Origin of the sequence: Ancylobacter sp. Lp-2, from assembly GCF_020523795.1 — a bacterium.
Taxonomy (GTDB): domain Bacteria; phylum Pseudomonadota; class Alphaproteobacteria; order Rhizobiales; family Xanthobacteraceae; genus Ancylobacter.
The window spans coordinates 707,666-732,384 of the sequence record NZ_JAJALI010000002.1; the positions used below are offsets into that span (position 1 = coordinate 707,666).

Annotated in this window: 22 protein-coding genes; 15 read left to right on the forward strand and 7 right to left on the reverse strand. The window is 66.4% G+C overall.

The features are described from left to right. Window positions 1-128: 128 nt before the first annotated feature. Complete coding sequence (locus LGR54_RS07910) at window positions 129-1,205, reverse strand: ABC transporter ATP-binding protein (RefSeq protein WP_230361389.1); 1,077 nt, start codon at window positions 1,203-1,205, stop codon at window positions 129-131. 102 nt (window positions 1,206-1,307) lie between these two features. On the opposite strand from LGR54_RS07910, the gene LGR54_RS07915 reads away from it, so the two are divergent. From LGR54_RS07915 to LGR54_RS07945, 7 genes are all read left to right on the forward strand, one after another. Then, window positions 1,308-1,994, forward strand: a complete 687-nt coding sequence (locus tag LGR54_RS07915; protein WP_230361390.1) for a GntR family transcriptional regulator — start codon at window positions 1,308-1,310, stop codon at window positions 1,992-1,994. Beyond that, window positions 1,991-2,965, forward strand: coding sequence for an alpha/beta hydrolase (locus LGR54_RS07920; RefSeq protein WP_230361391.1), 975 nt, complete (start codon window positions 1,991-1,993; stop codon window positions 2,963-2,965). The genes LGR54_RS07915 and LGR54_RS07920 overlap by 4 nt, the downstream gene beginning before the upstream one ends. Before the next feature lie 20 nt (window positions 2,966-2,985). Further along, complete coding sequence (locus LGR54_RS07925; protein WP_230361392.1) at window positions 2,986-4,197, forward strand: sugar ABC transporter substrate-binding protein; 1,212 nt, start codon at window positions 2,986-2,988, stop codon at window positions 4,195-4,197. A 97-nt stretch (window positions 4,198-4,294) separates the two neighbouring features. Then, window positions 4,295-5,218 (forward strand): carbohydrate ABC transporter permease, encoded by a 924-nt coding sequence (locus LGR54_RS07930; protein WP_214006761.1) that lies wholly within the window; start codon window positions 4,295-4,297, stop codon window positions 5,216-5,218. After that, the gene (locus LGR54_RS07935) at window positions 5,215-6,048 is read left to right on the forward strand and encodes a carbohydrate ABC transporter permease (protein WP_230361393.1); all 834 of its coding nucleotides are present in this window, start codon (window positions 5,215-5,217) and stop codon (window positions 6,046-6,048) included. Before LGR54_RS07930 ends, LGR54_RS07935 begins: the two co-directional genes overlap by 4 nt. A gap of 56 nt (window positions 6,049-6,104) precedes the next feature. Then, on the forward strand, window positions 6,105-6,986 hold the full coding sequence (locus LGR54_RS07940) for a sugar phosphate isomerase/epimerase (protein WP_230361394.1): 882 nt from the start codon (window positions 6,105-6,107) through the stop codon (window positions 6,984-6,986). Then, window positions 6,983-7,978 (forward strand): Gfo/Idh/MocA family protein, encoded by a 996-nt coding sequence (locus LGR54_RS07945; protein WP_230361395.1) that lies wholly within the window; start codon window positions 6,983-6,985, stop codon window positions 7,976-7,978. The genes LGR54_RS07940 and LGR54_RS07945 overlap by 4 nt, the downstream gene beginning before the upstream one ends. 622 nt (window positions 7,979-8,600) lie before the next feature. Here the strand turns inward: LGR54_RS07945 and LGR54_RS07950 are convergent. Further along, entirely contained in the window at window positions 8,601-9,452 is an 852-nt protein-coding gene (locus tag LGR54_RS07950; protein WP_230361396.1) for a Hint domain-containing protein, read from the reverse strand. A gap of 555 nt (window positions 9,453-10,007) precedes the next feature. Between LGR54_RS07950 and LGR54_RS07955 the strand changes: the two genes are divergently transcribed. The 7 genes from LGR54_RS07955 to LGR54_RS07985 all read left to right on the forward strand — a co-directional run bounded on the left by LGR54_RS07955 (window position 10,008) and on the right by LGR54_RS07985 (window position 16,895). Then, the gene (locus tag LGR54_RS07955) at window positions 10,008-11,069 is read left to right on the forward strand and encodes a linear amide C-N hydrolase (protein WP_230361397.1); all 1,062 of its coding nucleotides are present in this window, start codon (window positions 10,008-10,010) and stop codon (window positions 11,067-11,069) included. 41 nt (window positions 11,070-11,110) lie between these two features. Continuing rightward, the gene (pip, locus tag LGR54_RS07960) at window positions 11,111-12,064 is read left to right on the forward strand and encodes a prolyl aminopeptidase (protein ID WP_230361398.1); all 954 of its coding nucleotides are present in this window, start codon (window positions 11,111-11,113) and stop codon (window positions 12,062-12,064) included. Window positions 12,065-12,472: 408 nt separating this feature from the next. Next, entirely contained in the window at window positions 12,473-13,591 is a 1,119-nt protein-coding gene (locus LGR54_RS07965; RefSeq protein ID WP_230361399.1) for an ABC transporter substrate-binding protein, read from the forward strand. A 50-nt stretch (window positions 13,592-13,641) separates the two neighbouring features. Then, the gene (locus LGR54_RS07970) at window positions 13,642-14,535 is read left to right on the forward strand and encodes a branched-chain amino acid ABC transporter permease (protein WP_230361400.1); all 894 of its coding nucleotides are present in this window, start codon (window positions 13,642-13,644) and stop codon (window positions 14,533-14,535) included. Then, window positions 14,528-15,409, forward strand: a complete 882-nt coding sequence (locus LGR54_RS07975) for a branched-chain amino acid ABC transporter permease (protein ID WP_230361401.1) — start codon at window positions 14,528-14,530, stop codon at window positions 15,407-15,409. The genes LGR54_RS07970 and LGR54_RS07975 overlap by 8 nt, the downstream gene beginning before the upstream one ends. Then, window positions 15,406-16,173, forward strand: a complete 768-nt coding sequence (locus LGR54_RS07980; protein ID WP_230361402.1) for an ABC transporter ATP-binding protein — start codon at window positions 15,406-15,408, stop codon at window positions 16,171-16,173. The genes LGR54_RS07975 and LGR54_RS07980 overlap by 4 nt, the downstream gene beginning before the upstream one ends. After that, window positions 16,170-16,895 carry an ABC transporter ATP-binding protein gene (locus tag LGR54_RS07985; RefSeq protein WP_230361403.1) on the forward strand — a complete coding sequence of 242 codons (726 nt, stop codon included), beginning with the start codon at window positions 16,170-16,172 and terminating at the stop codon, window positions 16,893-16,895. The genes LGR54_RS07980 and LGR54_RS07985 overlap by 4 nt, the downstream gene beginning before the upstream one ends. Window positions 16,896-16,921: 26 nt before the next feature. On the opposite strand, the gene LGR54_RS07990 is transcribed toward LGR54_RS07985, so the two are convergent. After that, entirely contained in the window at window positions 16,922-17,410 is a 489-nt protein-coding gene (locus LGR54_RS07990; RefSeq protein ID WP_230361404.1) for an Lrp/AsnC ligand binding domain-containing protein, read from the reverse strand. 154 nt (window positions 17,411-17,564) lie between these two features. Then, on the reverse strand, window positions 17,565-19,211 hold the full coding sequence (locus tag LGR54_RS07995) for an alpha-keto acid decarboxylase family protein (protein WP_230361405.1): 1,647 nt from the start codon (window positions 19,209-19,211) through the stop codon (window positions 17,565-17,567). Window positions 19,212-19,342: 131 nt separating this feature from the next. Between LGR54_RS07995 and LGR54_RS26000 the strand changes: the two genes are divergently transcribed. Next, the gene (locus LGR54_RS26000) at window positions 19,343-19,762 is read left to right on the forward strand and encodes a helix-turn-helix domain-containing protein (protein WP_370638158.1); all 420 of its coding nucleotides are present in this window, start codon (window positions 19,343-19,345) and stop codon (window positions 19,760-19,762) included. On the opposite strand, the gene cydB is transcribed toward LGR54_RS26000, so the two are convergent. Genes cydB through LGR54_RS08010 form a run of 3 tightly spaced genes read right to left on the reverse strand, consistent with a single transcriptional unit; the run spans window position 19,672 to window position 24,474 of the window. Next, the gene (gene cydB / locus LGR54_RS08000; protein ID WP_230361406.1) at window positions 19,672-20,733 is read right to left on the reverse strand and encodes a cytochrome d ubiquinol oxidase subunit II; all 1,062 of its coding nucleotides are present in this window, start codon (window positions 20,731-20,733) and stop codon (window positions 19,672-19,674) included. The genes LGR54_RS26000 and cydB overlap by 91 nt on opposite strands. Window position 20,734: 1 nt before the next feature. Then, window positions 20,735-22,174, reverse strand: a complete 1,440-nt coding sequence (locus LGR54_RS08005) for a cytochrome ubiquinol oxidase subunit I (protein WP_230361407.1) — start codon at window positions 22,172-22,174, stop codon at window positions 20,735-20,737. A 2-nt stretch (window positions 22,175-22,176) separates the two neighbouring features. Next, window positions 22,177-24,474, reverse strand: a complete 2,298-nt coding sequence (locus LGR54_RS08010) for an FdhF/YdeP family oxidoreductase (RefSeq protein ID WP_230361408.1) — start codon at window positions 24,472-24,474, stop codon at window positions 22,177-22,179. Window positions 24,475-24,719 lie beyond the last annotated feature (245 nt).

A 24,719-nucleotide genomic window follows, 5' to 3' on the forward strand; every position in this document is an offset into this window, starting at 1 on the left:
GCCGCTTCTGCGGAAATGACAAAGGGCGCCTCGCGGCGCCCTTTTCTTTTGTATCTCAGACGGTTGATTCGGCTTCTTCGATTCGCGCCTGAAGCGCGGCCCACCACAAGGGCGGGCCGCCTCGTCGCTCAGTTCAGCCGCTGGCCGGTCGCCTCGTCGAAGATGTGCAGCTTGGCCGCGTTGCCGCGCACATGCACCTTGTCGCCGACATGGATCTCGGCGTCACGCGGGCATTCGATGGTCAGCATGCGGGTGTGGCCGATATCGACATAGGCGTAGGTCTGGCTGCCCAGCCGCTCGGCGACGGCGATCTCGCCGGCGAACCACGCCTCGCCGCCTCCGCAGAGCGAAAGATCCTCCGGCCGCACGCCGAGCACGATCGGTTGGCCGTCACGAATCGACGCCTCCTGCTCGAGCGCGATCGTGCCCCGGAGCACCTCCAGCGCCCTGCCGTCCGCCGACACCGACGCCACGCCCGGCAGCGTGTTCATGGTCGGGCTGCCGATGAAGCGGGCGACGAACAGGGTCTCCGGCTTGTGATAGAGCTGTAGCGGCGCGCCGATCTGCTCCACATGGCCGGCATTCATCACCACGATGCGGTCGGCGAGCGTCATCGCCTCCACCTGGTCGTGGGTGACATAGACGGTGGTCGCCTTCATGCGGCTGTGCAGCTTGGCGATCTCCAGCCGCATCTCCACCCGCAGCGCCGCGTCGAGATTGGACAGCGGCTCGTCGAACAGGAAGGCCGCCGGCTCGCGCACGATGGCGCGGCCCATGGCGACGCGCTGGCGCTGGCCGCCGGAGAGCTGCGACGGGCGGCGCTTCAGATAGTCCCGCAGCTTGAGGATGTCGGCCGCCTGCCCGACGCGCCGCTCCACCTCATTCTCATTGGCGCCGCGCATCTTGAGGCCGAAGGACATGTTGTCCTCCACACTCATATGCGGATAGAGCGCGTAGTCCTGGAACACCATGGCGATGTCCCGCTGGGCCGGTGGCAGCGCATTCACCCGCGTGCCGGCGATGACCAGATCGCCGCCGGTGATCTCCTCGAGACCGGCGATCATGCGCAGCAGGGTCGACTTGCCGCAGCCGGACGGCCCCACCAGCACCAGGAACTCGCCGCTCTCGATCTCGATGTCGATGCTGCGGATCACCTGCACGTCGCCATAGGACTTACGCACACCCTTCAGGGCTATGGCCGACATCGTTTTCCTCCTCGACTTGCCGTTTCGTGCTTGACTGAATTATCGTTATCATTATCGATAATGATAATCTGCCCCTGAGGCAACACGGAACCGGCACGCCCGATGGTGTATTTTTCCACCAAATCCCCGAGCAGAGGCGCCAGCAGGCCGCCCAAGGCCAGCGCGGCGTTCAACGCGCTGAAGCGCGACATCATGCTCGGCACGCTGCCGGCCGGCACAGGCCTCACCGAGCTCGACCTCGCCGCCCACTTCCAGTGCAGCCAGGGCACGGTGCGCGAGGCCCTGCTGCAGTTGCAGGAGGAGGGACTGGTGCGCCGTCAGGGGCATCGCGGCACCCAGGTGTCCGACTGCACCGAGGACGAGGCGGTCGAAATGTTCCGACTGCGCGACCACATCGAATGCGCCGGCCTGCCGCGCGTCATGCGCTCGCCCAGTGCATCGCTGATCGATGATCTCAACGCCATGATGGCGCAGATGCTCCAAGCCGCCGATGCCGATGACGAGTTGCTGCTCGCCTCCATCGACCGCGACTTCCACCGTCGCATCCTCCAGGACGCCCGGCTGCCGGCGCTCGATCCGATCCTGCACCGCTGCTTGGTGCACAATCACCGCTTCAAGATCTCCCGCAGCCGCGGCGTCCGCGACCTGCAGGCAACGGCTCACCGCCATCGCAGCCTGATCGACGCGATCGCCAGCGGCGACATCGCCCGCGCCTCCGCCGCCATGCGCCGCCACATCGCCACCATCGTCGACTTCGGACCCGACGTGTTTCCGGAGACGCAGCAATGACCCTCGATCCCGGCGTCCTCTCCGCCGACATGCGGGCGCTGCTCGACAAGGTCGCCGCCGAAACCGGCCCGCAGCCCGACGCGACGCTGCTGCCGGCGGCGGAGGGCCGCGCCCTCGCCGCTCAGAACAACCGGCGCTGGAACGTCAACCTGCCGGAGATGGCTGGTGATCGCGAGGCGATACTCCCCGCCGATGCGGCGCTCAGTTCCGCCGAGGTCCGCCTGCGCATCCTGACGCCGCACGGAGCCGAGCCCGGCACCCTCCTGTTCGTGCATGGCGGCGGCTTCGCCTTCTGCTCGCCGGCGACGCATGAGCGCTGCGCGCGGGTACTGGCGAACGAGGCCCGCATGCGCGTCGTGCTGCCGGATTACCGTCTTGCGCCGGAGAACCCCTATCCCGCCGGCCTGCTCGACACAGTGGCGACGCTGCGAGCGGTGCTCGCCGGCGCAGTCGAGGGAGCGGAAGGGCCGGTGCTGGTTTCCGGCGATTCCGCCGGCGCCAATCTCGCCCTCGCCGCCATGCTGCACGAGCAGGCCGCCGGGCAGGATCTGCCGGACGGCGCGCTGCTGTTCTACGGCAACTACACGACCGATCTCACCGGCTCGTCCTATCGCCGCTTCGAGAACGGGCCGGGCCTCACCACCGCGCGGATGGGCCGCTACTGGGACTGGTATGTCGCCGGGCGCGATCTGGTCGGCGATCCCCTCGCCTGCCCCCTCGCCGCCTCCGATGCCGCGCTGGCCGCGTTGCCGCCGCTCTATCTGATGGCGGCGGGCGTCGACCCGCTATTTTCCGACACGGTCGCGCTCGATGCCCGGCTGAAGGCGCTGGGCCGCGCCGACCGTTTCGACGTCGTGCCCGGCGTCACCCACGGATTCCTGCAGAACACGAACGAACTCGCCGCGGCGCGTGAGGCGCTGAAGGTGGCGGGCGAGGTCGCAACAACAATCAAGAACCAAGCAAAAATCTGAACCAATGGAGGAAGCGCATCATGGGACTTCTAAAGAAATTTGCGGCCGGCCTCGCCGTCGCCGCCACATTCGCCGCCGCGATGGCAACCGGCTCGGCCAACGCTGAGACGGTCCGCTTCTGGTACCACTTCGACAATCCGGCCAATCCGATGTCGGAGCTGGTGGCGAAGTTCGAGAAGGCCAATCCGGGGATCAAGGTCGAGGCCGAGAACGTTCCCTGGAACAGCTATTACGACAATCTCTACACCGCGCTGATCGGCGGCAACGCGCCGGACGCGGCGATGGTGAAGCTGTTCGCGCAGCCGCGTCTCGTCGAGATGGGCGCGCTCGAGCCGCTGGGCGATCGCATCAATGCCTGGCCCGGCAAGGCCGACCTGCTCGACAACCTGCTGGAGCTGAACAAGGGCCCGGACGGCACGCAGTACTACCTGCCTGTCCAGTATGTCGTCCTGTACCTCTACTACCGCACCGACATGTTCGCCGCCGCCGGCCTCAAGCCACCAGCGACCTGCGAAGATTTCCGCGACGCGGCGATCAAGCTGACCAAGGCGCCGGATGTCTATGGCTTCGGCCTGCGCGGCGGCAAGGGCGGCTGGGACCAGTGGGGCGCCTTCGTGTTCTCGCAGGGCGGCGCGCTCAAGCCGGGCGGGCTGACCAACCCGCAGGCGGTCGCCGCCAACCAGTGGGTGATCGACCTGTTCCGCAAGGACAAGGTGATCCCGCCCTCGGCGCCGAATGACGGCTTCCAGGAGATCATCGGCGCCTTCAAGGCCGGCAAGACCGCGATGACCATCCACCACATCGGCTCGTCCAAGGATCTCGTGGCGGCGCTCGGCGACAAGGTGTCGGCGGTGCCGGTGCCGAAATGCGGCGACGGTCGCTGGACCTCCTATGGCGATGAATCGCTGGCGGTGTTCTCCGCCTCGCCGCACAAGGACGCGGCGTGGAAGTGGATCTCCTTCCTTGCGGAAGGGCAGAACAACGTCGCCTTCAACAGCGCCACCGGTCAGATGACGGTGACCAAGAGCGGCGCCAAGGACTGGAAGCTGCATGAGCGCCGTTTCGTCGACGCCACGGTAGAGTCCCTGCCCTTTGCGCATGTGCTGCCGCAGAACGCCGCCACCTCGGAGTTCGTGAACACCGCCTGGCAGACCGCCATGCAGCGGGCCCTGACCGGGCAGATCTCCTCGCAGCAGATGATGGAAGAGCTGAACGCACTCGTCGCGCAGTGATCCCCCGGGTTCGGCCCCACGCCGACGCCCCGTGATGCATCAGGTTCCGGCCGGTGGCCGGAACCTCTCTCCACGCGCGACAGCCACGGAATTCAGTATGTCGATCGTCACCCCCACACGCGCTGCCGAAAGCCCCGGCCCCTTCTGGCGCCGGGCGCATCTCACCCCCTATTGGCTGCTGGCGCCGGCCGTGGTGGTGACCGCCGTCATCGTCTTCCTGCCGATGGCGCAAGCCGTGATCACCAGCTTCTACGACCTGATCCTGTTCCGGCCGAATGCCAGCCGCTTCGTCGGGTTCGGCAACTACATCAAGCTGTTCAGCGACCCGGTGTTCTGGACCGCGCTGTGGAACACCGTGATCTGGATCGGCCTCACCGTGCCGCTGCAGATGGGGCTCGGCCTCGTCACCGCTATCCTGCTGAACCGCGAATTCCCCTGGCGCAGCGTCGCCCGCGCGCTGATCATCATTCCCTGGGCGCTGCCCAGCGTGGTGATCGCGCTGATGTGGCGCTGGATCTACGATCCCAATACCGGCGTGCTCAACGATCTGCTGATCTATCTCTCGGTCGTGCAGGGCGCCGTGCCGTGGCTGGCCGACCCGCATCTCGCGCTCTATGCGGTGATCGCCACGCTCACCTGGCAGGGTTTCCCCTTCTTCGCGGTGATGATCCTCGCCGGTCTGCAGGGCATCCCCAAGAGCCAGTATGAAGCCGCTTCGCTCGACGGCGCCTCGTCCTGGCGGCAGTTCCTGCACATCACCCTGCCCGGCATCATGCCGGTGCTCGCCACCGCCGGCCTGCTGCGGGTGATCTGGGTAGCGAACTCGATGGACGTCATCTTCGTGATGACCGGCGGCGGGCCCGGCTACTCCACCCACACTCTGCCGCTCTACGCCTTCATCAAGGCGCGGCAGAACCTCGATTTCGGCTACGGCACCGCCATCGCCGTCACCTTCACCATCCTGCTCGGCAGCTTCGTCGCCGTCTATCTGGCCCGCACCATGCGCGAGGTGGAGAAATGAACAAGCCCTCGACGCTGCGCCGCATTCTCACCACCGACCTGCCGGTGGCGCTGATCGTGCTGTTCGCCATGGCGCCCTTCGCCTGGATGATCCTGACCTCGCTGACCCCCTCGGCGCAGATCGTCTCCAGTGGTGTCTCGCTGTCGCCGGCCGGCTGGAGCCTCGACAATTACTGGCGGCTGCTCGGGCAGACCTCCTTCCTCACCAACATGCTGCACAGCCTGATCATCGCCACCGGCACCATGGTGCTCGGCCTGGTGGTGGCGGTCGCCGCCGCCTATGCCTTCTCGCGCTTCCGCTTCCCCGGCCGGCGGTTGCTGATGCTGCAATTCCTGCTCATCAACATGTTCCCGGTGGTGCTGCTGATCCTGCCGCTCTTCGTGCTGATGCGGCGCTTCGGGCTGCTCGACACCCATTTCGCGCTGATCCTCGCCAATTCGACTGTCGCCATTCCGTTCGCGGTGTGGATGCTGACCAGCTATGTCGGCGCCATCCCGAAGAGCCTCGACGAGGCGGCGATGACCGATGGCTGCTCGCGGCTCACCACGCTGCGCCGGATCGTGCTGCCGCTGATGGTGCCGGGCATCATCTCCACCGGCATCTACATCTTCATCACCGCCTGGAACGAATATCTCTACGCGCTGACGCTGGGCGGGCGGAACGTGCGCCCGGTCACCGTCGCGATCCAGACGCTGATCGGTGAGTACCAGATTGAATGGGGCCTGCTCGCCGCCGGCGCGGTGGTCGGCGCCCTCCCCGCCACCTTGCTCTTCCTCTTCGTCCAGCGCCACCTCATCGGCGGCATGACCCAGGGCGCCGTGAAGGGCTGACGCAACACCCCCGCCGCCGCAATCTCGCGACGCGGGCTCGACCGAGGACGTCTGCAATGAACCCGATAGGGTTGATCTCCATGCAATATGCCCGGCCCTTCACGGCCGAGCATTTCCCGCTCTTCGCCCGCATGCGCGACCACGGCTACGATTTCGTCGAGCTGCTGGTGCCCGAGGTCGGCGAGATCGATGCCAAGGTGGCCCGCAAGGCGCTCGACGAGGCCGGGCTCGATGTGGTGCTCGCCGCGCGTGTCAATCTCCAGCGCAACCTCTCCTCCGCCGAGGCGGACGCGCACCGGGCCGGCATCGACTACCTGAAATACACCGTCGACCAGGCGGTGGCGCTCGGCGCGAAGATCGTCGGTGGCCCGCTCACCGGCAACCCGCTGGTGTTCGCCGGCCGGCCGCCGCAGCCGGTGGCGGAGGAGGAACGCCTCGCCCGCAAGCAGCGCTGCGTCGACGGACTGCGCGAGGCCGGCGACTACGCAGCGAAGCACGGCATCCTGCTCGCCGTCGAGCCGCTGAACCGCTTCGAAAGCGACGTGCTGTGCACCACCCAGCAGGCGATCGAGCTACTGGATGCCGTCGATCACCCCGCCATCCAGCTGATGCTCGACACCTTCCACATGCACATGGAAGAGAGCTCGATCCCGGAAGCGATCCGCCTCGCCGCCGGCCGTGTGGTGCATTTCCAGGCCAACGAGAACCATCGCGGCTTCCCCGGCACCGGCGCCACCGACTGGGTGGCGGTGTGCCGCGCGCTGCACGAGATCGGCTATGCCGGCCCGATCTCGCTGGAGCCGTTCCGCCGCCGCGACGACCGCTTCGGCGTGCCCTTCGCGCAGTGGCGCGCCCCGCATGAGGACGAGAGCGACCGCCTCTCGGCCAGCGTCGCCTTCATGAAGTCCCACATCACCCTCACGGAATACCGTCGATGACCCTCAATATCGGTTGGATCGGCTGCGGCATCCACGCCACCCAGATGCTGCTGCCGCAACTCGTCCGCCATGACGTGAAGCTCACCGCGCTGTGCGACATCGACGGCGCCCGCCTCACCGATGCCGGCCGGCAGTTCGGCGTGACGAACCTCACCAGCGATGTCGAGACGCTGCTGGCCACCCCCGGCCTCGACGCTGTGGGCATGGCTGTTGGTCCCGACCAGCACCTCGCCTTCGGCAAGAAGGCGCTGGAGCGCGGGCTCGGCGTCTTCATGGAGAAGCCGCCGTCGGGCACCGCCGCCGGCGCGCGCGAGCTGCTCGCCGCCTCGGAGAAGGCGAAGAAGCCGCTGCTGGTCGGCTTCATGAAGCGCTATTCGGTCGGCAACAAGATGGCCGCGAACATCGTGCGGTCCGGCCGCTTCGGCGACGTGCTGGGCATTACCGGCTACTACATGACCGCGCCGGGATACTTCGTCGGTAACGTCGACTATACCGGCTTCTTCCTGCACCACTGCGTGCATTACATGGATCTCGTCTCCTTCCTGGTCTCGCCGGTGAAGACGATTTCCGCACGGAAGGTCGAGAAGACCCCCGGCCGGGTGCTGTTCCATGTCGGCTTCGAGTTCGAATGCGGGGCGATCGGCAACATTGCCATGGGTACCATCCAGTCGCGCGGCACGCCGGTGGAGCGGATCGAACTGATGGGCGACCATCAGCGCATCGAGGTCGAGGACGTCATCGAGATCCGCTGGCACCGCAACCCGCCCTTCAAGATCGCCGATCCGGCCGCCACCCTCGCCGACGACGTGGATTCCCTCACCTGGAAGCCGAACTTCACCGCCGCGGCGAATGAGGATCCGAAGGGCTATCACTCGCTGCTCGCCGACGTGGTGCCGGCACTGGCGGGGATTGAGACGGCGGCGCCGACCATCGCCGACGGCGTCATCGCCATGGAGCGGCTGGAGACGCTGCGGCGCGAGCTGGCGCTCTGAGAGGAGCGGAGCGCTCCCGTTCGGGGGCGCTCCTTCCGGCCTGCCGGCAGATTACCTAGCGTCAGATCACTTGAGACATGCGACAAAGACGGCGCGCCGGCCGGCACCTGAAGGCGAGACCGCGCCCGGGCAATCGTGCCTGGGCAAAATCGCGGCCGCCACCGTCCCGAGCCGAGAGTGAACGTCGCTCATGCCGGCAGTACGAAACTCGCCGGCGGCATTGGAAGCTCGGGTCCAGTGTTCAGTCCCGGCATCTGGTGGATCGGATCGAGGATGAAACGATCCGGCTCTGAGGTTCGGACTTTGCAGATGTATTCCTAGGGCGTCAGGCCAGCGAAAGAGCCGCAAGATCGCCTTGCGTGGCGAGATGTACCCGTTGCTCCCGCCAGCAAGGGAGTATCTGGAGCCTCCGGCCGGCAAAAAGCGGTCAGGATGCCGGCCATTTGATCGACTTGGCGATTGAAGCCAAATGCAAAAAGCCCAGCGAGGGAGAGACATCGCGTCTTCCTCGCCGGGCTTTTGTCGTTCTGGGTACAAGGAGGACGGCCGCCTGGGCAGCGGCCATCCTCGGAACTGGCGCGGCGGCGCCATTACGCTCCGCCGCCCATGTGCTCCGGTCCGATCAGGCCGCGACGTTCCGGGCCGGGGCCAGACGCTCGGCCGCGTCCTGCACCCGGGCGCGGATCGAGGCCGGCAGCTGGCGGGCGCTCTTCACGCGCGGCAGGTCGAGCTCGGCAATGGAGGCCGGCGACGTGCCGAACAGCGCCTCGAACTCGGCGTAGTTGTCGAAGTGCTTGCGCGCGACGTTGTCCACGAAGGTCTCGGCGTCCACGCCTTCGGCGACCACGAGCTCATGGTTCTCGAGCTCGATGTGGTAGACGACGAAGCGTTCGCCGAGCTCGGCCGCGGTCATGCGGCGGATGGTCGTGCCGTTGACCAGCGCGCCGGCCTGCACCAGCGCGCCGTCGAGCAGCAGCGCATGGTCGGGGGTGACGCGCAGGTCGCACGCGGGCAGGTTCTCACCCAGTGCACCGGCGGCGATGACAACCGGACGGCGGGCTTCCGACATGCCGAACATCGACACGATGGTCTGCCGGCCCATCCACTTCACCGGAACGGTGCGGCCTTCGCTGGTCAGCACGAGATCGCCGATGGCGAGGTCCTCGACCGCCACGAGACCTTCCGGCGTCGCGATCAGCGTGCCGGCGAGGAAGCAGAACGCCTCTTCCGTATAGGCTGGGGCGTTGCTGGCGCCGTTCGTATATTCCGTGCTGGAGCCGAAATAATATTGCCCTGAAACGGTGAAATACGGGTCTCCAGCGTCCGAAATACCCTGATAAACTCCGGTAACGGTGCCCGAGCCCACCGTAAGCGTGATGGATTCACCAACCTCGAGCGTATCGCCATCATCGATGGTGAACGATACAGGACCTTCGTTCGAGGTATTGATGTTCGTCCCGTGCTCGCCGCTCACGCCATAATAGTATTCGTAAGTATACGTAGCCATGATTTCCCCTTATCAATAGCCGAACGACGGTGGGGCCCGCAGGCTCCAACCAACATGTGGAAACGAGAAACGAACGCACTCGCGGCTCGCCGGCCACAACCCTCGCTCGGCAAGCCGTCTCTCTCCACCCATCCGAAACAGATTAAATTCGAAATTACTTCGAATATGCTGCTTTAGATGGTCATTCTCGTTGGTCGTAGACGCTCCCCCATATCGAGCATAGATCCACGATACAACAAAACGGAGACTCGGCAATATAGTAAGGCTCGCGGAGCGTTACACGACCGCGACAAGCCCGCCGAACTGTATCCCAAAAGCTGCATCCTCCACCCGCCACCACTTCTGACGGCATAATGTCACCGCAGAACGGGACCGTCGTAACGGAGGCAGCTTCCGCCCCCCGAGTAATCTGCGGGCCCGGAGGCCGGCGCCGCCGGGCATCCCTCCGCGCGCCACAAGCGCTCCATCTTGCCGGGATATCTCCAAGCGGTCTTTATGGGGGCCGTGAAACAGGAGTCGTCGATGTCACCTCGCGCGCGTTCCCTCCTCGCCGCCGCCCTCGCCACCGGCCTGGCGATCGCGCCGGCAGCGTCCTTCGCCTGCACGCGGCTCGTCTATCTCGGCACCGACGACAACGTCATCACCGCCCGCTCCATGGACTGGTCGCAGGATATACTGACCAATCTCTGGATCTTTCCGCGCGGCATGGAGCGTGACGGCGCGGGGGGGCCGAACTCTCTGCACTGGACCTCGAAATATGGCAGCGTGATCGCTTCCGGCTACGACATCTCCACCACGGACGGCGTCAACGAGGCCGGGCTGATGGCCAATATGCTGTGGCTGACGGAATCCCAGTACCCGCCGGCCGATCCGAACAAGCCGGGCCTCTCCATCGCCGCCTGGGCGCAATATGTGCTCGACAATTTCGCCACCGTGGCGGAAGCGGTCACGGCGCTTGAGGCCGAGCCCTTCGTGCTGGTCAGCGACACCCTGCCCGACGGCAGCCGCATGGCGACGCTGCACCTGTCGATCTCCGACCCCACCGGCGACAGCGCCATCGTCGAATATATCGACGGCAAGCAGGTCATCCACCACGACCGGCAATATCAGGTGATGACCAACTCGCCGACCTACGATCAGCAGCTGGCGCTCAACGCCTATTGGAAGCAGATCGGCGGGCTGAACCAATTGCCCGGCACCAATCGCGCCGCGGACCGCTTCGCCCGCGCCTCCTTCTACGTCAACGCCATCCCGAAATGGCCAGACCCGAACCGCGCGCTCGCCAGCGTGTTCAGCGTGATCCGCAACGCGTCGGTGCCCTATGGGCTGACGACGCCGGACCAGCCCTTCGTCTCCTCCACACGCTGGCGCACCGTGTTCGACCACAAGCGCAAGCTGTATTTCTTCGAATCCGCGCTGACGCCCAACACGTTCTGGGTCGATCTCAAGGCCATCGACTTCTCGCCCACTACCGGCGCGGTGAAGAAGCTCGATCTCGGCCCGGTCCAGGATCACGTATTCTCCGGCAACGCGACGGCCGAATTCAAGCCGGCCAAGCCCTTCGATTTCGAGCCCCCCAAATAGGCCCGCCGCACAGCGGCCTCCCTCTGATCTCAGAACGAACCATGAGCGAACTTCGCACTCTCTACCCGGTCATCGAGCCCTACGAGACCGGCTGGCTCGATGTCGGCGACGGACATTCCATCTATTATGAGCGGGTGGGCACGCCGGGCGGCACGCCGGCCGTGTTCCTGCATGGCGGCCCCGGCGCCGGCATCAGCGAGAACCATCGCCGCCAGTTCGATCCCGCCCGCTACGACCTCACCCTGTTCGACCAGCGCGGCTGCGGCCGCTCGACGCCGCATGCCGGGCTGGAGGCCAACACCACCTGGCACCTCGTCGCCGACATCGAAAGGCTGCGCGAAAAATTCGGCCACGAGCAATGGCTGGTATTCGGCGGCTCCTGGGGCTCGACGCTCGCCCTCGCCTATGCCGAGACCCATCCCAAGCGCGTGTCGGCGCTGATCCTGCGCGGCATCTACACCGTCACCCGCGCGGAGATCGACTGGTATTACCGCTTCGGCGTCTCGGAGATGTTCCCCGACAAATGGGAGCGCTTCCTCGCGCCCCTGAAGACCCCGGCGGAGCGTGCCGATCCGGTTCGCGCCTATCGCGCGCTGCTTACCGGCACCGACGAAACGGCCAGGCTCGAGGCGGCCAAGGCCTGGACGATCTGGGAAGGCGAGACCATCACGCTGCTGCCCAACCCCGAGCTGACCGCCCCCTATCACGACGGCCACTACGCGCTCGCCTTCGCACGAGTAGAGAATCACTATTTCTATCACGACGCCTGGATGGAGGACGGCCAGCTGCTGCGCGACGCCCACAAGCTCGCCGGCATTCCCGGCGTGATCGTGCATGGCCGCTACGACATGCCCTGCCCGGCGAAATATGCCTGGGCCTTGCACAAGGCCTGGCCGGACGCCGACTTCCACCTCATCGAAGGCGCCGGCCACGCCTATACCGAGCCCGGCATCCTCGACCAGTTGATCCGCGCCACCGACCGCTTCGCCGGCTAGCCACGCGCCGCGACTTGAGGTGAGCCACACATCCGGCTCTCGCAGCAGGTCTTGCCGCGAGAGCCGGCTGCGCGCCGCGACCGACCATCAACACCGGCCGCCGACCCGTGCCCTCCCCCGCCCCGCGACAGTTCTATCTCGACGCCGCCGGCAGATCCCAGCCGGGCCGGTGGCGCTCCCTTGCGATCGACCATCCACTCGTCGGAATGGCGGGCTTCGATTCAGGCCGGCATCGGGAGCTTGTCAGAAATATCAATAGTTTCCGGTATTTATAACATTAATCCGTATAAATAACGGACTAATGCCTATTATTTCGTATAAATCGTCATATTGGATGATTTATTACGTCTTACTCTACGGTTCCGCGCTCGATAATCTGCCAAAACAAGTCAAGCGACAGGAACCTCCATGGACAATAAGCTTCTATCCCTCGCGGGCGTGCTCGCGCTTGGCGCGCTGTTCCATGCTGTGCCGGCAGTTGCCGCGGATGAGTTCACCCTTGGAGCGATCATTCCCCTCTCGGGAGCCAGCGCCACCACTGGCGAGGATCAGCGCCGCGGCATCGAGCTCGCCGTCAAGGACGTCAACGCCAAAGGCGGCGTCCTCGGCAAGCCGCTGAAGGTCATCATCGAGGATTCCGGCGGCAAGCCGCAGACCGCGATCGACGCAGCCAAGAAACTGGTCTCGGTCGACAAGGTTCCGCTGGTGATCGGCGAGTACAGCTCGGGTATCACCATTCCGCTCGGCCAGTATCTGGTGCAGGAAGGCATCCCGCACATCAATCCGGCGTCGACCTCGGGCCTCGTGCGGAAGATCGGCGCGACCTCCCATTCCATGGTCGGCCTCGACAATGTCTCGACGGAGTTCGCCGCCCGGGACGTACTCGGCCATGGCTGGAAGAACGTCACCATCCTCGCCATGAACAACGCCTTCGGCCAGGGCGTCGCCGAGGAGTTCAGGAAGCACTTCGAAGCCAAGGGCGGCAAGGTACTGAGCACGGTGATGTATACGCTCGGCCAGCCGAGCTATCGCCGCGAGCTCCAGCAGATCGAGGCGGCCAAGCCCGACGCCTACGTCTTCACCGCCTATGGCACCGAAGGCGCGCTCATCATGCAGGAGGCCTTCGAGCTCGGCCTGCAGCAGGAAAAGCCGTTCTACTCGATCCTGATCACCATGATGAACAAGGACACCCCGGCCGAGTTCAAGAAGGGCCTGATCGGCATGGATGTCGGCTATCTCGGCGCCGGCGGCGAGAGCTACAGGAAGGACTACGAGGCCGCCTACAAGGAAGGCTTCCTCTCGGCCTATGGCGGCTATGCCCATGACGCGGTCGAATTCGCCGCCGCCGCCATCAACAAGGCCGGCTCGACCGATCATGCCGCCGTGCTCAAGGCCATCGACGAGCTCGGCAAGCAGGGCTTCGACGGTGCTACCGGGGAGATCAAGCTCGACGCCGATCGTCAGCGCACCTCCCAGCCCTATCTGAAGTTCAAGGTCGAGGGCGCCAAGCTCGTTCCCTACGAGTGATCGCCCGGGCGCCGGCAGGAACTGCCGGCGCCGCTTGCCACGGATACCCCATGTTTCAGTTCTTCTCCGATGCCCTGCTCAGGGCAGCCGATCTCGCCTTGATCGCCGTAGCGCTCAGCGCGGTCTATTCGCTGATCCGCTTCCCCAATGTCGCCCTCGTCCAATATGCGGTGGTCGGCGCCTTCCTCGCGATCTCGCTGCAATCGGCGGGACTTGGCCTCGTCGCGGCGGCGGCCCTGTCGACGCTGGCCGTCGGCGCGCTGGCCGTGCTGTTCAATCTCGCGATCTTCGAACGCCTGCTGAAGGTCGAATCCTCGATCGCGCTGATCGGCTCACTGGCCCTGTCCATGATCCTCTCGGCTGTGTTCCTGCTGGTTTACGGCCCGACCGCCTACCGCTTGCAACTTCCGGTGCTGGCGCCGATCCGTCTCATGGGCGTGCGGCTGACGACATGGCAGCTCTGGACGCTGGGGTTGTCCGTCGTGGTGCTGGCGCTGTTCGCGCTGCTGCTGCTGCGCACCCGGCTCGGCGCCGAGATGCGCGCGGTCGCCACCAACGCGCCGCTTGCCGCCGCGACCGGGATCGAGACCCGGCGCGTCACCAACATTGTCGTCTTCCTGTCCGGCATGATGGCGGCCATCGGCGGCATCACGCTGGCGCTGCGCGGCTCGGTGAGCATCGACATGGGCACCAATTTGCTGCTGCCGGTCTTTGCCGCCGCCATCCTTGGCGGCCTCGGCAATGCACTCAGCGCCATCGTCGGCGCCATCGTCATCGCCCTTGCCGAAACGGTGATCACCAACACCAATCTCGGCCCGCTCATGGGCGAGGCGGTGTGGTTCCTGCCGGCGAGCTACGCCCCGGTCGCCTCCTTCGCCATCCTCGTGCTGTTCCTGCTGTTCCGACCGCGCGGCCTGTTCGTTTCCGAGGTGACGCGTGTCTGACTTCCTGATCCACGTCGCCTCCATCGCCTGCATCTACGGCATGCTCGCCCTCAGCCTCAATCTGCAGATGGGCTTCACCGGGCTGGTGAATTTCGGCCTGATCGCGCTGTTCGGCTGCGGCATCTACGGCGCGGCCCTGGCCCATGTGATGGGCTGGCCGCTGATCGCCGGGCTCGCCGCGGCGCTGGTCATGGCCGGGCTGCTCGGCCTGTTCTTCGCCCGCCTCGGACGGCGGCTGTCGTCCGACTATTGGGGCATCGCCACGCTGTCGATCGCCGAGGTGATCCGCATCACCGTGATGAACGAAAGCTGGACCGGCGGCGCCCAGGGCATTTCCGGCCTCACCCTGCTGTTCGGCGACCTGCGCCCCTGGGACGGGCTCGCTCGCCTCGGGCTGTTCGCGCTCGCGCTCTTCGCCACCTACCTGCTGTGCGAGAAACTCGTGCGCAGCCGCTTCGGCCTCGCGATGAAGCTGATGCGCGAGGAGCCGCAACTGGCCCGCGCCCTCGGCCATGACATCAACGGCATACGGGCGCGGGTGATGCTGATCTCGGCGGCGATCGCCGCGGTGGCGGGGGTGCTCTACGCCCACTACCTGACCTTCGTCGGCCCCGATCAGCTGGTCTCGGCCGATACCTTCCTCATCTGGTCGATGGTCATCGTCGGCGGCATCGCCAATAATCGCGGCGTGGTGGTCGGCGCGGTGCTGATGCAGTTCGCCATGGCCTTCGTGCCCTTCGCGAAGGATTTGCTGGGATTGCCGACCGATTTCGTCGCGGCGGCGCGGCTGATCCTCGTCGGCGGCGGCATCCTGCTTTTCCTGCTGCTGAAACCCCAGGGCCTGCTGCCCGAGCGCGTGGGAGCCGGCAAATGAGCGGAACCGCCGAAACCCTGCTGGAGGTCCGCAACCTGTCGCGCCATTTCGGCGCGCATCAGGTGCTGGGCGACGTCAGCTTCGATCTCCGCCGGGGCGAGATCCTCGGCCTGCTCGGGCCGAACGGCTCGGGCAAGAGCACGGTTCTCAACATCGTCTCCGGTTTTCTCGCCGCCAATGGCGGCTCCATCGGCCTCAACGGCCGGCCGATCGTCAATGCCGGACCGGAAAACGTCACCGCTGCCGGCCTCGTGCGCACCTTCCAGCTGCCGTCGATGCCCCGCCGTATGACGGTGCGCGAGGTGGTGCAGGCCGGGGACGCGACGACCGCCACCCTTGCGAGTGCCACCCGACCCTTGCGCTTCGACAACGAGGTCGACGAACTGATCGCCGCCTTCAACCTCGGTCCTGTCGCCGGCCTGCCGGCGTCGTCGCTGTCCGGCGGCCAGAAGAAGCTGCTGTCGGTGGCGGTCGCCCTGCGCTGCCGGCCGAGGATCCTGTGCCTCGACGAGCCGACGGCCGGCGTGCACCCCAATCTGCGCGCCGAGATGGTGCGCATCCTACGTCGCTACAATGCCGAGGGCGTCGCGATGCTGGTCGTCGAGCACGACATGCTGTTCATCCGCGACCTGTGCCATCGCTGCGTGGTGCTCGACCGCGGCGAGATCATCGCCGATTGCGCGCCCGCGAGCCTGGAAGACAATCCCCGCGTGGTCGAAGCCTATCTCGGCAAGGCGGTGGAGAAGGGAAAGCTTGCCTCATGATCGAAGCGAAGGAGCTGCGGGCCGGCTATGGCGACGGCGCCGACATCCTGCACGGCGTCAGCCTCAACGCCCATGCCCGCGAGATCGTCACCATCCTCGGGCCGAATGGCTGCGGGAAATCGACACTGCTCAAGACCATTGCCGGCTACGTCATCCCGCGTGCGGGGCAGGTGCTGATCGATGGCATGGACGCCGGTCATATCCCCATCCAGCGGAAGGTGCGGCACAACCGGGTCGGCTATGTGCCGCAGACCGACAATGTGTTCGGCACCCTGACGGTCGCGGAAAATCTCCGCCTCGGCGCGGCGCTGCTGCCGCGCGCGGAACGCACCGCGCGCTTCGAGGAACTGCTCGCGGCCTATCCCGCGCTGGCCGGCAAGCTCAACCGCAAGGCCTCGGCGCTATCGGGCGGCGAGCGGCAGGTACTGTCGCTGGTGCGCGCTCTGATGCCGCGCCCGCAGATCCTGCTGCTCGACGAGCCGTCAGCCGGCCTGTCGCCGCTGATGATGCACGAGGTGTTCGACGCCATCGCCGAGGTGCGCGACAAGCACGACCTCTGCATCCTGATGGTCGAGCAGAATGCCTTCGAGGCGCTCGGCGTCGCCGACCGCGCCTATGTGCTCGCGCTCGGCAAGGTGGCGCTGACCGCGCCGGCCAAGGACCTGCTGAAGGATCCGGCGATGCGGCAGCTCTATCTCGGCGGCGAGATCGAGGCGGCCTGAAGCGACCGGCCTCGGCGGGCACACGGTCAGGGCAGGATCTGCAGCACGTTGTCGGTCTTGATCTCTTCCATCACCACATAGGTGCGGGTTTCCTGCACCCCGGTCCAGGACAGCATGACCTCGCCGAGGAAGCGGCGAAACTCCTCCATGCTGCGCTGGCGGGTCTTGATCAGGTAGTCGAACCCGCCGGCCACCATGTGGCACTCCAGCACCTCGGGGGCGGCCCGCACCTCTCGCGCGAATTTCGCGAACACGTCCGTCGTCGTCTTGTCGAGCAGCACCTCGACGAAGACCAAGAGGTCGAAGCCCAGCAGGCGAGGCTCCAGCCGGGCGGAGAACCCGGTGACGTAGCCGTTCGCGACCAGCCGCCGGATCCGGTCGCTCATCGAGGTGGGAGGCAGCCCCACCCGCTGGGCCAGCTCGTTGTTGGTGATACGGCCCTCGACCTGCAGGATGGACAGGATCTTGCGATCGATCGCGTCAAGGGGATGATGCGTCAGCGACTTTCTGGCCATGGGAACCCCGGGTGGCGATGGGCACATAGATACCACCCATGCGATAGCCACATCGACGCCAGGCACACAACGGTACTGGCAGGGCTTTCGACACAATGGACCGGCGGACCGTACCAAAGGATAGGCTCGGCGACGCTCCGCCGAGTCGGCCGCCTCATCCCTCCGCCGCCGCCTGCTTCATCTTCTCGCTGAGCTTCAGCGACAGCGGCGACGCCTCGTAACGCCCCGTGACGACCTCGACATAGACGCCGGAATTCGCCTCGCCGGCGGCCTGAAGCGCGGCATCGAACGCGGCGCAGGTCGTGACGCGAGCGACCATCCAGCCCTCGCAGCCGAAGGCATGCGGCAACTCGGTGTACCGCCAGGGCGCGATGTCGTTGTAGCTGATCTCCGGATCCTTGCAGAGCAGCCGCTCGATCAGATAACCGTCATTGTTCAGCACGAAGACGACGGGCTTCAGGTCCAGCTGCCCGAACAGCCCCAGTTCCTGCACGGTGAGCTGGTGCGAGCCCTCGCCGGTGATCAGCACGGTGCGGCGCGACGGATCGGCCAGTGCCGTGCCGACCGCCGCCGGCGTCGCCCAGCCGATCGCCCCCCAGAGCGTCTGGTTGTAGAAATTGGCGCCCGACGGCATGCGGGCGAAGCCGAGCCCCATCGAGGCGGTACCGGTCTCCGCCACCACGATGTCACCGGGGCGGATGAACGCCGCCCAGCGCGGATAGAGCGCCTCGGCGGTAATCGGATCGTCGCCGGTGCCCTCCATCGGCCCGAGCGAGCCGGCGGTGAGACGCGGCCAGTCGCGCATCGGCAGCACCCGTGTCAGCGCCTCGATGACGTCGCCCAGCTCGACGCTGGAATAGGTGCGGCCATCGACGCTGACGCTGTGGTGGTCGATCACGATGGTGCGCTTCGGATCGAGATTGGCGGTGAAGGAGCCGGTGTTGAAATCGGTCATCAGCGTGCCGACGGTGACGATGCGGTCGCGACCCTCGACGAAGGCCTGCACCTCGCGGTTCATCAGCGCACCGTCATACATGCCGGCATAGGCCGGCTGCTGTTCGTCGAGCACGGTCTTGTCGTGGAACATGGTGGCGAAGGGCAGGCCCGAGGCATCGACCAGCCGCTGCAACCTGTCGCCCAACCCGCGACGGGCGACCAGCAGCCCCGGCAGCAGGCAGGCGGTCTGCGCCTGCTCCAGCGCGGCCGCCACCGCCTTCGTGGCGGCGGCCAGCTGGGCGGGGTCGCTCTGCGGCGCCGGGATCGGCGCCGCGCGGCTCACCACTGGCTGGTTGGCGAGGTCGGCGGGGAACGCCATGTAGACCGGCCGCAAATGATAGAGCGCCTCGGCGATCAGCCGCTCGGTCTCATAGGCGACATTCTGCGGCGTCATCACCGCATGGGCACACACCACCGGCTCGCTCATCCGGCGAAACAGATCATATTCGCCGGTGCCCAATGTGTGATGGACGATGGCACGGGCCCGCTGCACCGCCATGCGCGGCGTGCCGACCAGATGAAAGATCGGCAGGTGCTCGGCATAGGCCCCCGCCACGCCGGCCAGCGCGCTGAGCTCGCCGACGCCATAGGTGGTGCTGAGCGCCGCCACGCCCTTGATGCGGGCATAGCCATCGGCGGCATAGGCCGCGTTGAGCTCGTTCGCGCAACCGACCCAGCGCATCCCCGCCTGCCGGCAAATCGCGTCGTTGACCGGAAAGGCGAAGTCGCCGGGCACGCCGAAGACGTCGGAGATGCCTATCTCCTGCAACCGGGTGAGGACGTGCTGAATGACCGTGAGTGTCATGGGGGGAGCTCCGGTGATGAACAGGCCGATCGCTGCCGCGCGAGAGAGACGCGGCCAAGACCGGCGACACGACAAGAGAACAGCAGGAGAATCGTCCTGGTTCCCGTCACCCGACACCGGTCGGTTTCCTCATGCGCGACACCACCTGTCGCGTGTCGTCGACACCGCTTCGGCTGGGCGGCCGTCATCGTCATCGGGGCCGGTTCGACGAGGCCCAGGGAATCGGCATATCGCGGGCGAGCCTCTATCGCCTCTTCGAGCCGATCGGCAGAGTCGCCCGCGCCATACGCGAAGTGAGGTTGCGCGAGGCCCAGCGCGATCTGCAAAGCCGGTCCGCGACGCGGGGCGAGATCGGCTTGGGCCTGTGCTTTTCCAGCGGGTCGCAGTTCAGCCACGCCTTCAAGGCCTATTATGGCTGCTCGCCTCGCTGGCTCGCCTCGCTCCGACGACGACCCCGCGGTCAGCGAGGTCCACCGGCCGGCTCCGCCGCCAAGGCATCCCCGCCATATCCGCCGGCATGCCGTTCCGCCTTGCCGCGGAACACCCAATAGGCATGTGCCTGATAAGCGAGGACGATCGGCAGGATGATGACAAGCCCTACGGCAATGAATCCAAGGGTTTGCGGGTCGGCCGCGCCGTCCCAGACGGTCACGTGGCGCGGCACCACATAGGGCCACAGGCTGACGACGAGACCCACGAGGCCGAGGGCGAACACCACCAACGACAGCAGGAAAGTGCGCGGTTCGGCCCCCTCCCAGATGCCGCGCCAGATGGCGACGAGCACGACGAGCGTCGCCAGCGGCACCGGCGCGAGCAACAGCAGGTTCGGCAGGGCGAACCAGCGGGCCGCCACCTCAGGCACGGTCAGCGCGCTCCACAGGCTGACCAGCGCCATCATCACGGCGGTGAGGATCAATGCGGCGTGGGCGATCTCGCGGGCAAAAACCTGCGTGGTGCCGTCGGTTTTCCAGATCAGCCAGCCGGCGCCGATCAGCGCGTAGCCGCCGAGAAGGCCGACGCCGCACATGAGGCCGAGCAGGGAGAAGAAGCTGAATGGACCGCCGGAGAACATGCCGTCCTGCATCGGCACGCCACCGATCAGCCCGCCGAGAATCAAGCCCTGGCAAAGGGTTGCCAGGATGGAGCCGGCGGCGAAGGCGATGTCCCAGACGAAGCGGAAGCGGGTCGCCTGCAGGCGGAACTCAAAGGCGATGCCGCGGAAGATCAGCGCGAACAGCATGAACATGATCGGCAGATAAAACGCAGGCAGAAGAACGTAGTAGCCGGCCGGGAAGGCGGCGATGAGCAGTGTGCCGCCCATCACCAGCCAGGTCTCGTTGGCGTCCCAGACCGGCTCGATCGAGGCCATCATCAGGTCGCGCTGGTCGTCACGGGGGGCGGCGAGGAAGAGGATGCCTACCCCGAGGTCGAGACCGTCAGCCAGCACGTAGACGCTGACGCAGAACGCTGCGAGGGCGGCGAAGGCCAGCGGCACATGGGGATTCTGCATGAGCTCGATCATCTCAGGCTCCTGCCTGTTCGAGGGTGGCGGGCGACGTCGATGAGGACGACAGCGAGGCCGGTGAGGTGGACGATGCGGCCAACAGGCCGGCATTGGTGCGATCGAGGCCGGGATGCTCGTGGGACGGCGGGGAAGTGTCGGCCGGCCCCTTCAGTGCCAGCCGCCCGGCGAACCAGACGAAGCTCAGCAGCAGCACGTTGTAGACGGCGAAGAAGATGATCAGGCTGGTGGTCACCGCCCCGGCGGTGACGGGGGCGACCGCGTCGGCGGTGCGCAGATGGCCGTAGACGATCCAGGGCTGGCGCCCGGCCTCGGTCACCGTCCAGCCGGCGAGCACGCCGAGGAAACCAAGCGGGGTGGTCGCCATGGCGAGGAGCTGGAACCAGCGGGCATAGAAGAGCCGCCCGCGCAGCCGCAGCACCAGTCCGGTGACGGCGGTGGCCAGCAGCGCGAGGCCGATGCCCACCATGATGCGGAAGGCGAAGAACACCACCGGCACGTTGGGCTGGTCGGAAGGCGGCACCGTCTTCAGGCCCGCCACCTCGCCGTCCCAGCTATGGGTGAGGTAGAGGCTGGCGAGATGCGGGATGTCGAGGGCGTAGAGGTTCTTCTGTTCCGCCATGTCCGGCCAGGCGATGACGGTCATCGCCGAGCCCTTCGTCGTGTCCCACAGCCCTTCCATGGCGGCGAGCTTCACCGGCTGGTGCTCCAGCGTGTTGCGGCCGTGCAGGTCGCCCAGCGCAATCTGGGTGGGGGCGAGCACCAGCGCCAGCCACATCGCCATGGAGAAGGCGGTGCGCGAGGCGACGAGATGCTGGCGCCGCCACAGATGGAAGGCGGAGACGCCCGCCACCACGAAGGCGCCGGTGAGGAAGCTGGCGCAGACCATGTGGGCGAGGCGATAGGGGAAGGAGGCGGTGAAGATCGCCTGCCACCAGTCGGTGACATGGAAGATGCCGTTTGCATCGGCCACCGCGCCGGCCGGGGTCTGCATCCAGCTATTGGCGGCGATGATCCAGGTGGCGCTGAACAGCGCGCCGGTCGACACCATCAGGCAGGCGAACAGGTGCGTGCCCTTCGATACCCTCCCCTCGCCGAACAGCATGATGCCGATGAAGCCGGCCTCCAGGAAGAAGGCGGTCAGCGTCTCGTACATGAACATCGGGCCGAGCACGTTCGACACCGAGCGGGAGAAGCCGGCCCAGTTGGTGCCGATCTCGTAGCTGAGCACGATGCCGGTGATGACCCCCATGCCGAAGCTGAGGGCGAACAGGCGGATCCAGAACCGCATCAGGTCGCGATAGACCGGCCGGCCGGTACGCCACCACAGGAAGCTGAGCAGGGTGCAGAACCAGGCGAGGCCGATGGACAAGGTCGGCCAGAGAATGTGGAAGCCGATGGTGAAGGCGAATTGCGCCCGGGCGAGTTCGACCGCGTCCATCCTCAGTGCGCTCCCTGCCCGGCGACCTTCACCAGCCGCACCGGCACGCCCTTGTAGGACGGGGTGAAGCTCAGCGGATCGTGCGCGTAGAGCGGCACCAGCGGGTTCATCTCCGGGTAGTAGGCGGCGCAGCCGCCATCCGGGAACGCATAGGGCACCACGCGGAAGCCGCGTACGGCACGTTCCACGCCATCGGTCGCCACGGTGACGATGTCGACGCGGTCGTCGGCCTTCAGGCCGCGCTTCTCCATCTCGCCTTGATTGAGGAAGAGGACGTCTCGCTGGTTGTAGACGCCGCGATAGCGGTCGGAGTTCGAATAGAGCGTGGTGTTGTACTGGTCGTGGCTGCGCAGCGAGGTGAGCCACAGCGCCTCGGCGTCCTTGATGCTGGTGTCCTCGCATAGCCCGTCGACGACGAGGAAATTCGCCTTGCCGGAGGCCGTCGCCCAGATGCGCTCACGCGCCAGCGAGGTGAGGTGGAAGCCGCCGGGCTCCTTGATGCGGGCATTGTAGCCGGCGAAGATCGGGAACACCGCCTCGATATCCTCGCGGATCAGCGCGTAATCGCCGGCGAGCTTCTCCCAGCCGACCTTGGAGCCGGCGCCGAGTGTGGCGCGGGCCATACCGGCGATGATCGCCGGCTCGCTGCGCAGATGTTCCGAGGCCGGCGGCCGCACGCCCGCCGAGGCGTGCACCATCGACATGGAATCCTCCACCGTGACCGATTGCGGCCCGGTGGCCTGGAGGTCCACCTCGGTGCGGCCGAGGCAGGGCAGGATCAGCGCGTCCTTGCCGTGCACGAGATGGCTGCGGTTGAGCTTGGTGGCGATGTGGACGGTGAGGTCGAGCCGGCGCATCGCCGCCTGCGTCGCCTCCCAATCCGGGATGGCGGCGGCGAAATTACCGCCTAGCCCGATGAACACCTTCGCTTCCCCGCGCACCATGGATTCCAGCGCGGTGACGACGTTGTGGCCGTGCGCGCGCGGCGGAGCGAAGCCGAAGCGGGCCTCCAGTCGGTCGAGGAATTCCGGCGTCGGGATCTCGGTGATGCCGACGGTGCGGTCGCCCTGCACGTTGGAATGGCCGCGCACCGGGCACATGCCGGCGCCCTCGCGGCCGATATTGCCCTTGAGCAGCGCGAGATTGGTCAGCTGCTGGACGTTGCGCGCGCCGTGGCGGTGCTGAGTGATGCCCATGCCGTAGACGAAGATGGTGCGCTCGGCCTTCATATAGGCGTTGGCGGCCTCGGTGAGGTCGGCCTGGGACAGGCCGGACTTGCGGATGATGGCGTCCCACGGCGTCGCCTCGAGGTCGGCGACCAGCGCCTCGATGCCCACCGTGTGGCCGCGGATGAAATCCCAGTCGAGCACCGGGGCGGCCTCGGCGCGCCGGGCCGCCGCGTCGGCATCGATCAGGCATTTCATGATGCCCTTGATCGCCGCCACGTCGCCGCCGACCTTCACCTGGAACAGGCGGGAGGAGATCGGCGTCGAGGTGAGGGTCGCCATCTCCACCGGGTTCTGCGGCGCCTGGAAGCGCTCCAGCGCCCGTTCGCGCAGCGGGTTGAACGACATGATGGTGGCGCCGCGCCGCGAGGCGTTGCGCAAATCGGTCATCATGCGCGGCGAATTGGTGCCGGGGTTCTGGCCGAAGATGAAGATGCAGTCGGCCTTCTCGAAATCCTCCAAGAGCACCGTGCCCTTGCCGACCCCGATCGATTCCGGCAGCCCGACACTGGTGGCCTCGTGGCACATGTTCGAGCAATCGGGGAAATTGTTGGTGCCGAACTCGCGGGCGAACAGCTGGTAGAGGAAGGCGGCCTCGTTGGAGGCGCGGCCGGAGGTGTAGAACTCCGCCATGTTCGGATCGGGCAGCGCGTTGAGGTGGCGGGCGACCAGGGCGAAGGCCTCTTCCCAGCTCACCGGCTCATATTTGTCGCCGACGGAATCGTAGCGCATCGGATGGGTGAGGCGACCTTCCATCTCCAGCTCGAAATCGGACTTGCGTTCGAGTTCGGCAACCGTGTGGGCGGCGAAGAACTCCGGCGTGCAGCGCTTGGCGGTGGCTTCCCAGGCGACCGCCTTGCCGCCATTCTCGCAATATTCGAACGGCGAGGTGTGCTTGGGGTCGGCCCAGCCGCAGCCCGGGCAATCGAAGCCGCCCGGCTGGTTCATGTGCGACAACAGTTCCATGCCGGAGATCGGGATCTCCTGCTCGACGAGGGCGGCCCCCATCGCCTTGAGGGCGCCCCAGCCGCCGGCGGGGCTGTGATAGGGGCGAATGGTTTTCGCGATGCCCATGGCCGATCTCCTGTCGTGCAAAGAAGGGGTTCGCCGCGGTTGGCGCTCGATCGAAGGGCGTTCGATCCAGGCAACTGCCGGCGACGACACGAGAATAGGGATGGGGCGGAAACGCTCCATTCTACGTGGGTTTCGCCGGTTATATGAAGAGTTTGCCCCTCCCATACCGACGTATGGCTAGCCCCGGCGGCGAGCCGATCGGGGGCCGGCGGACCAGAAAGCATGGCGGCGTTCGCGAAAGAAAC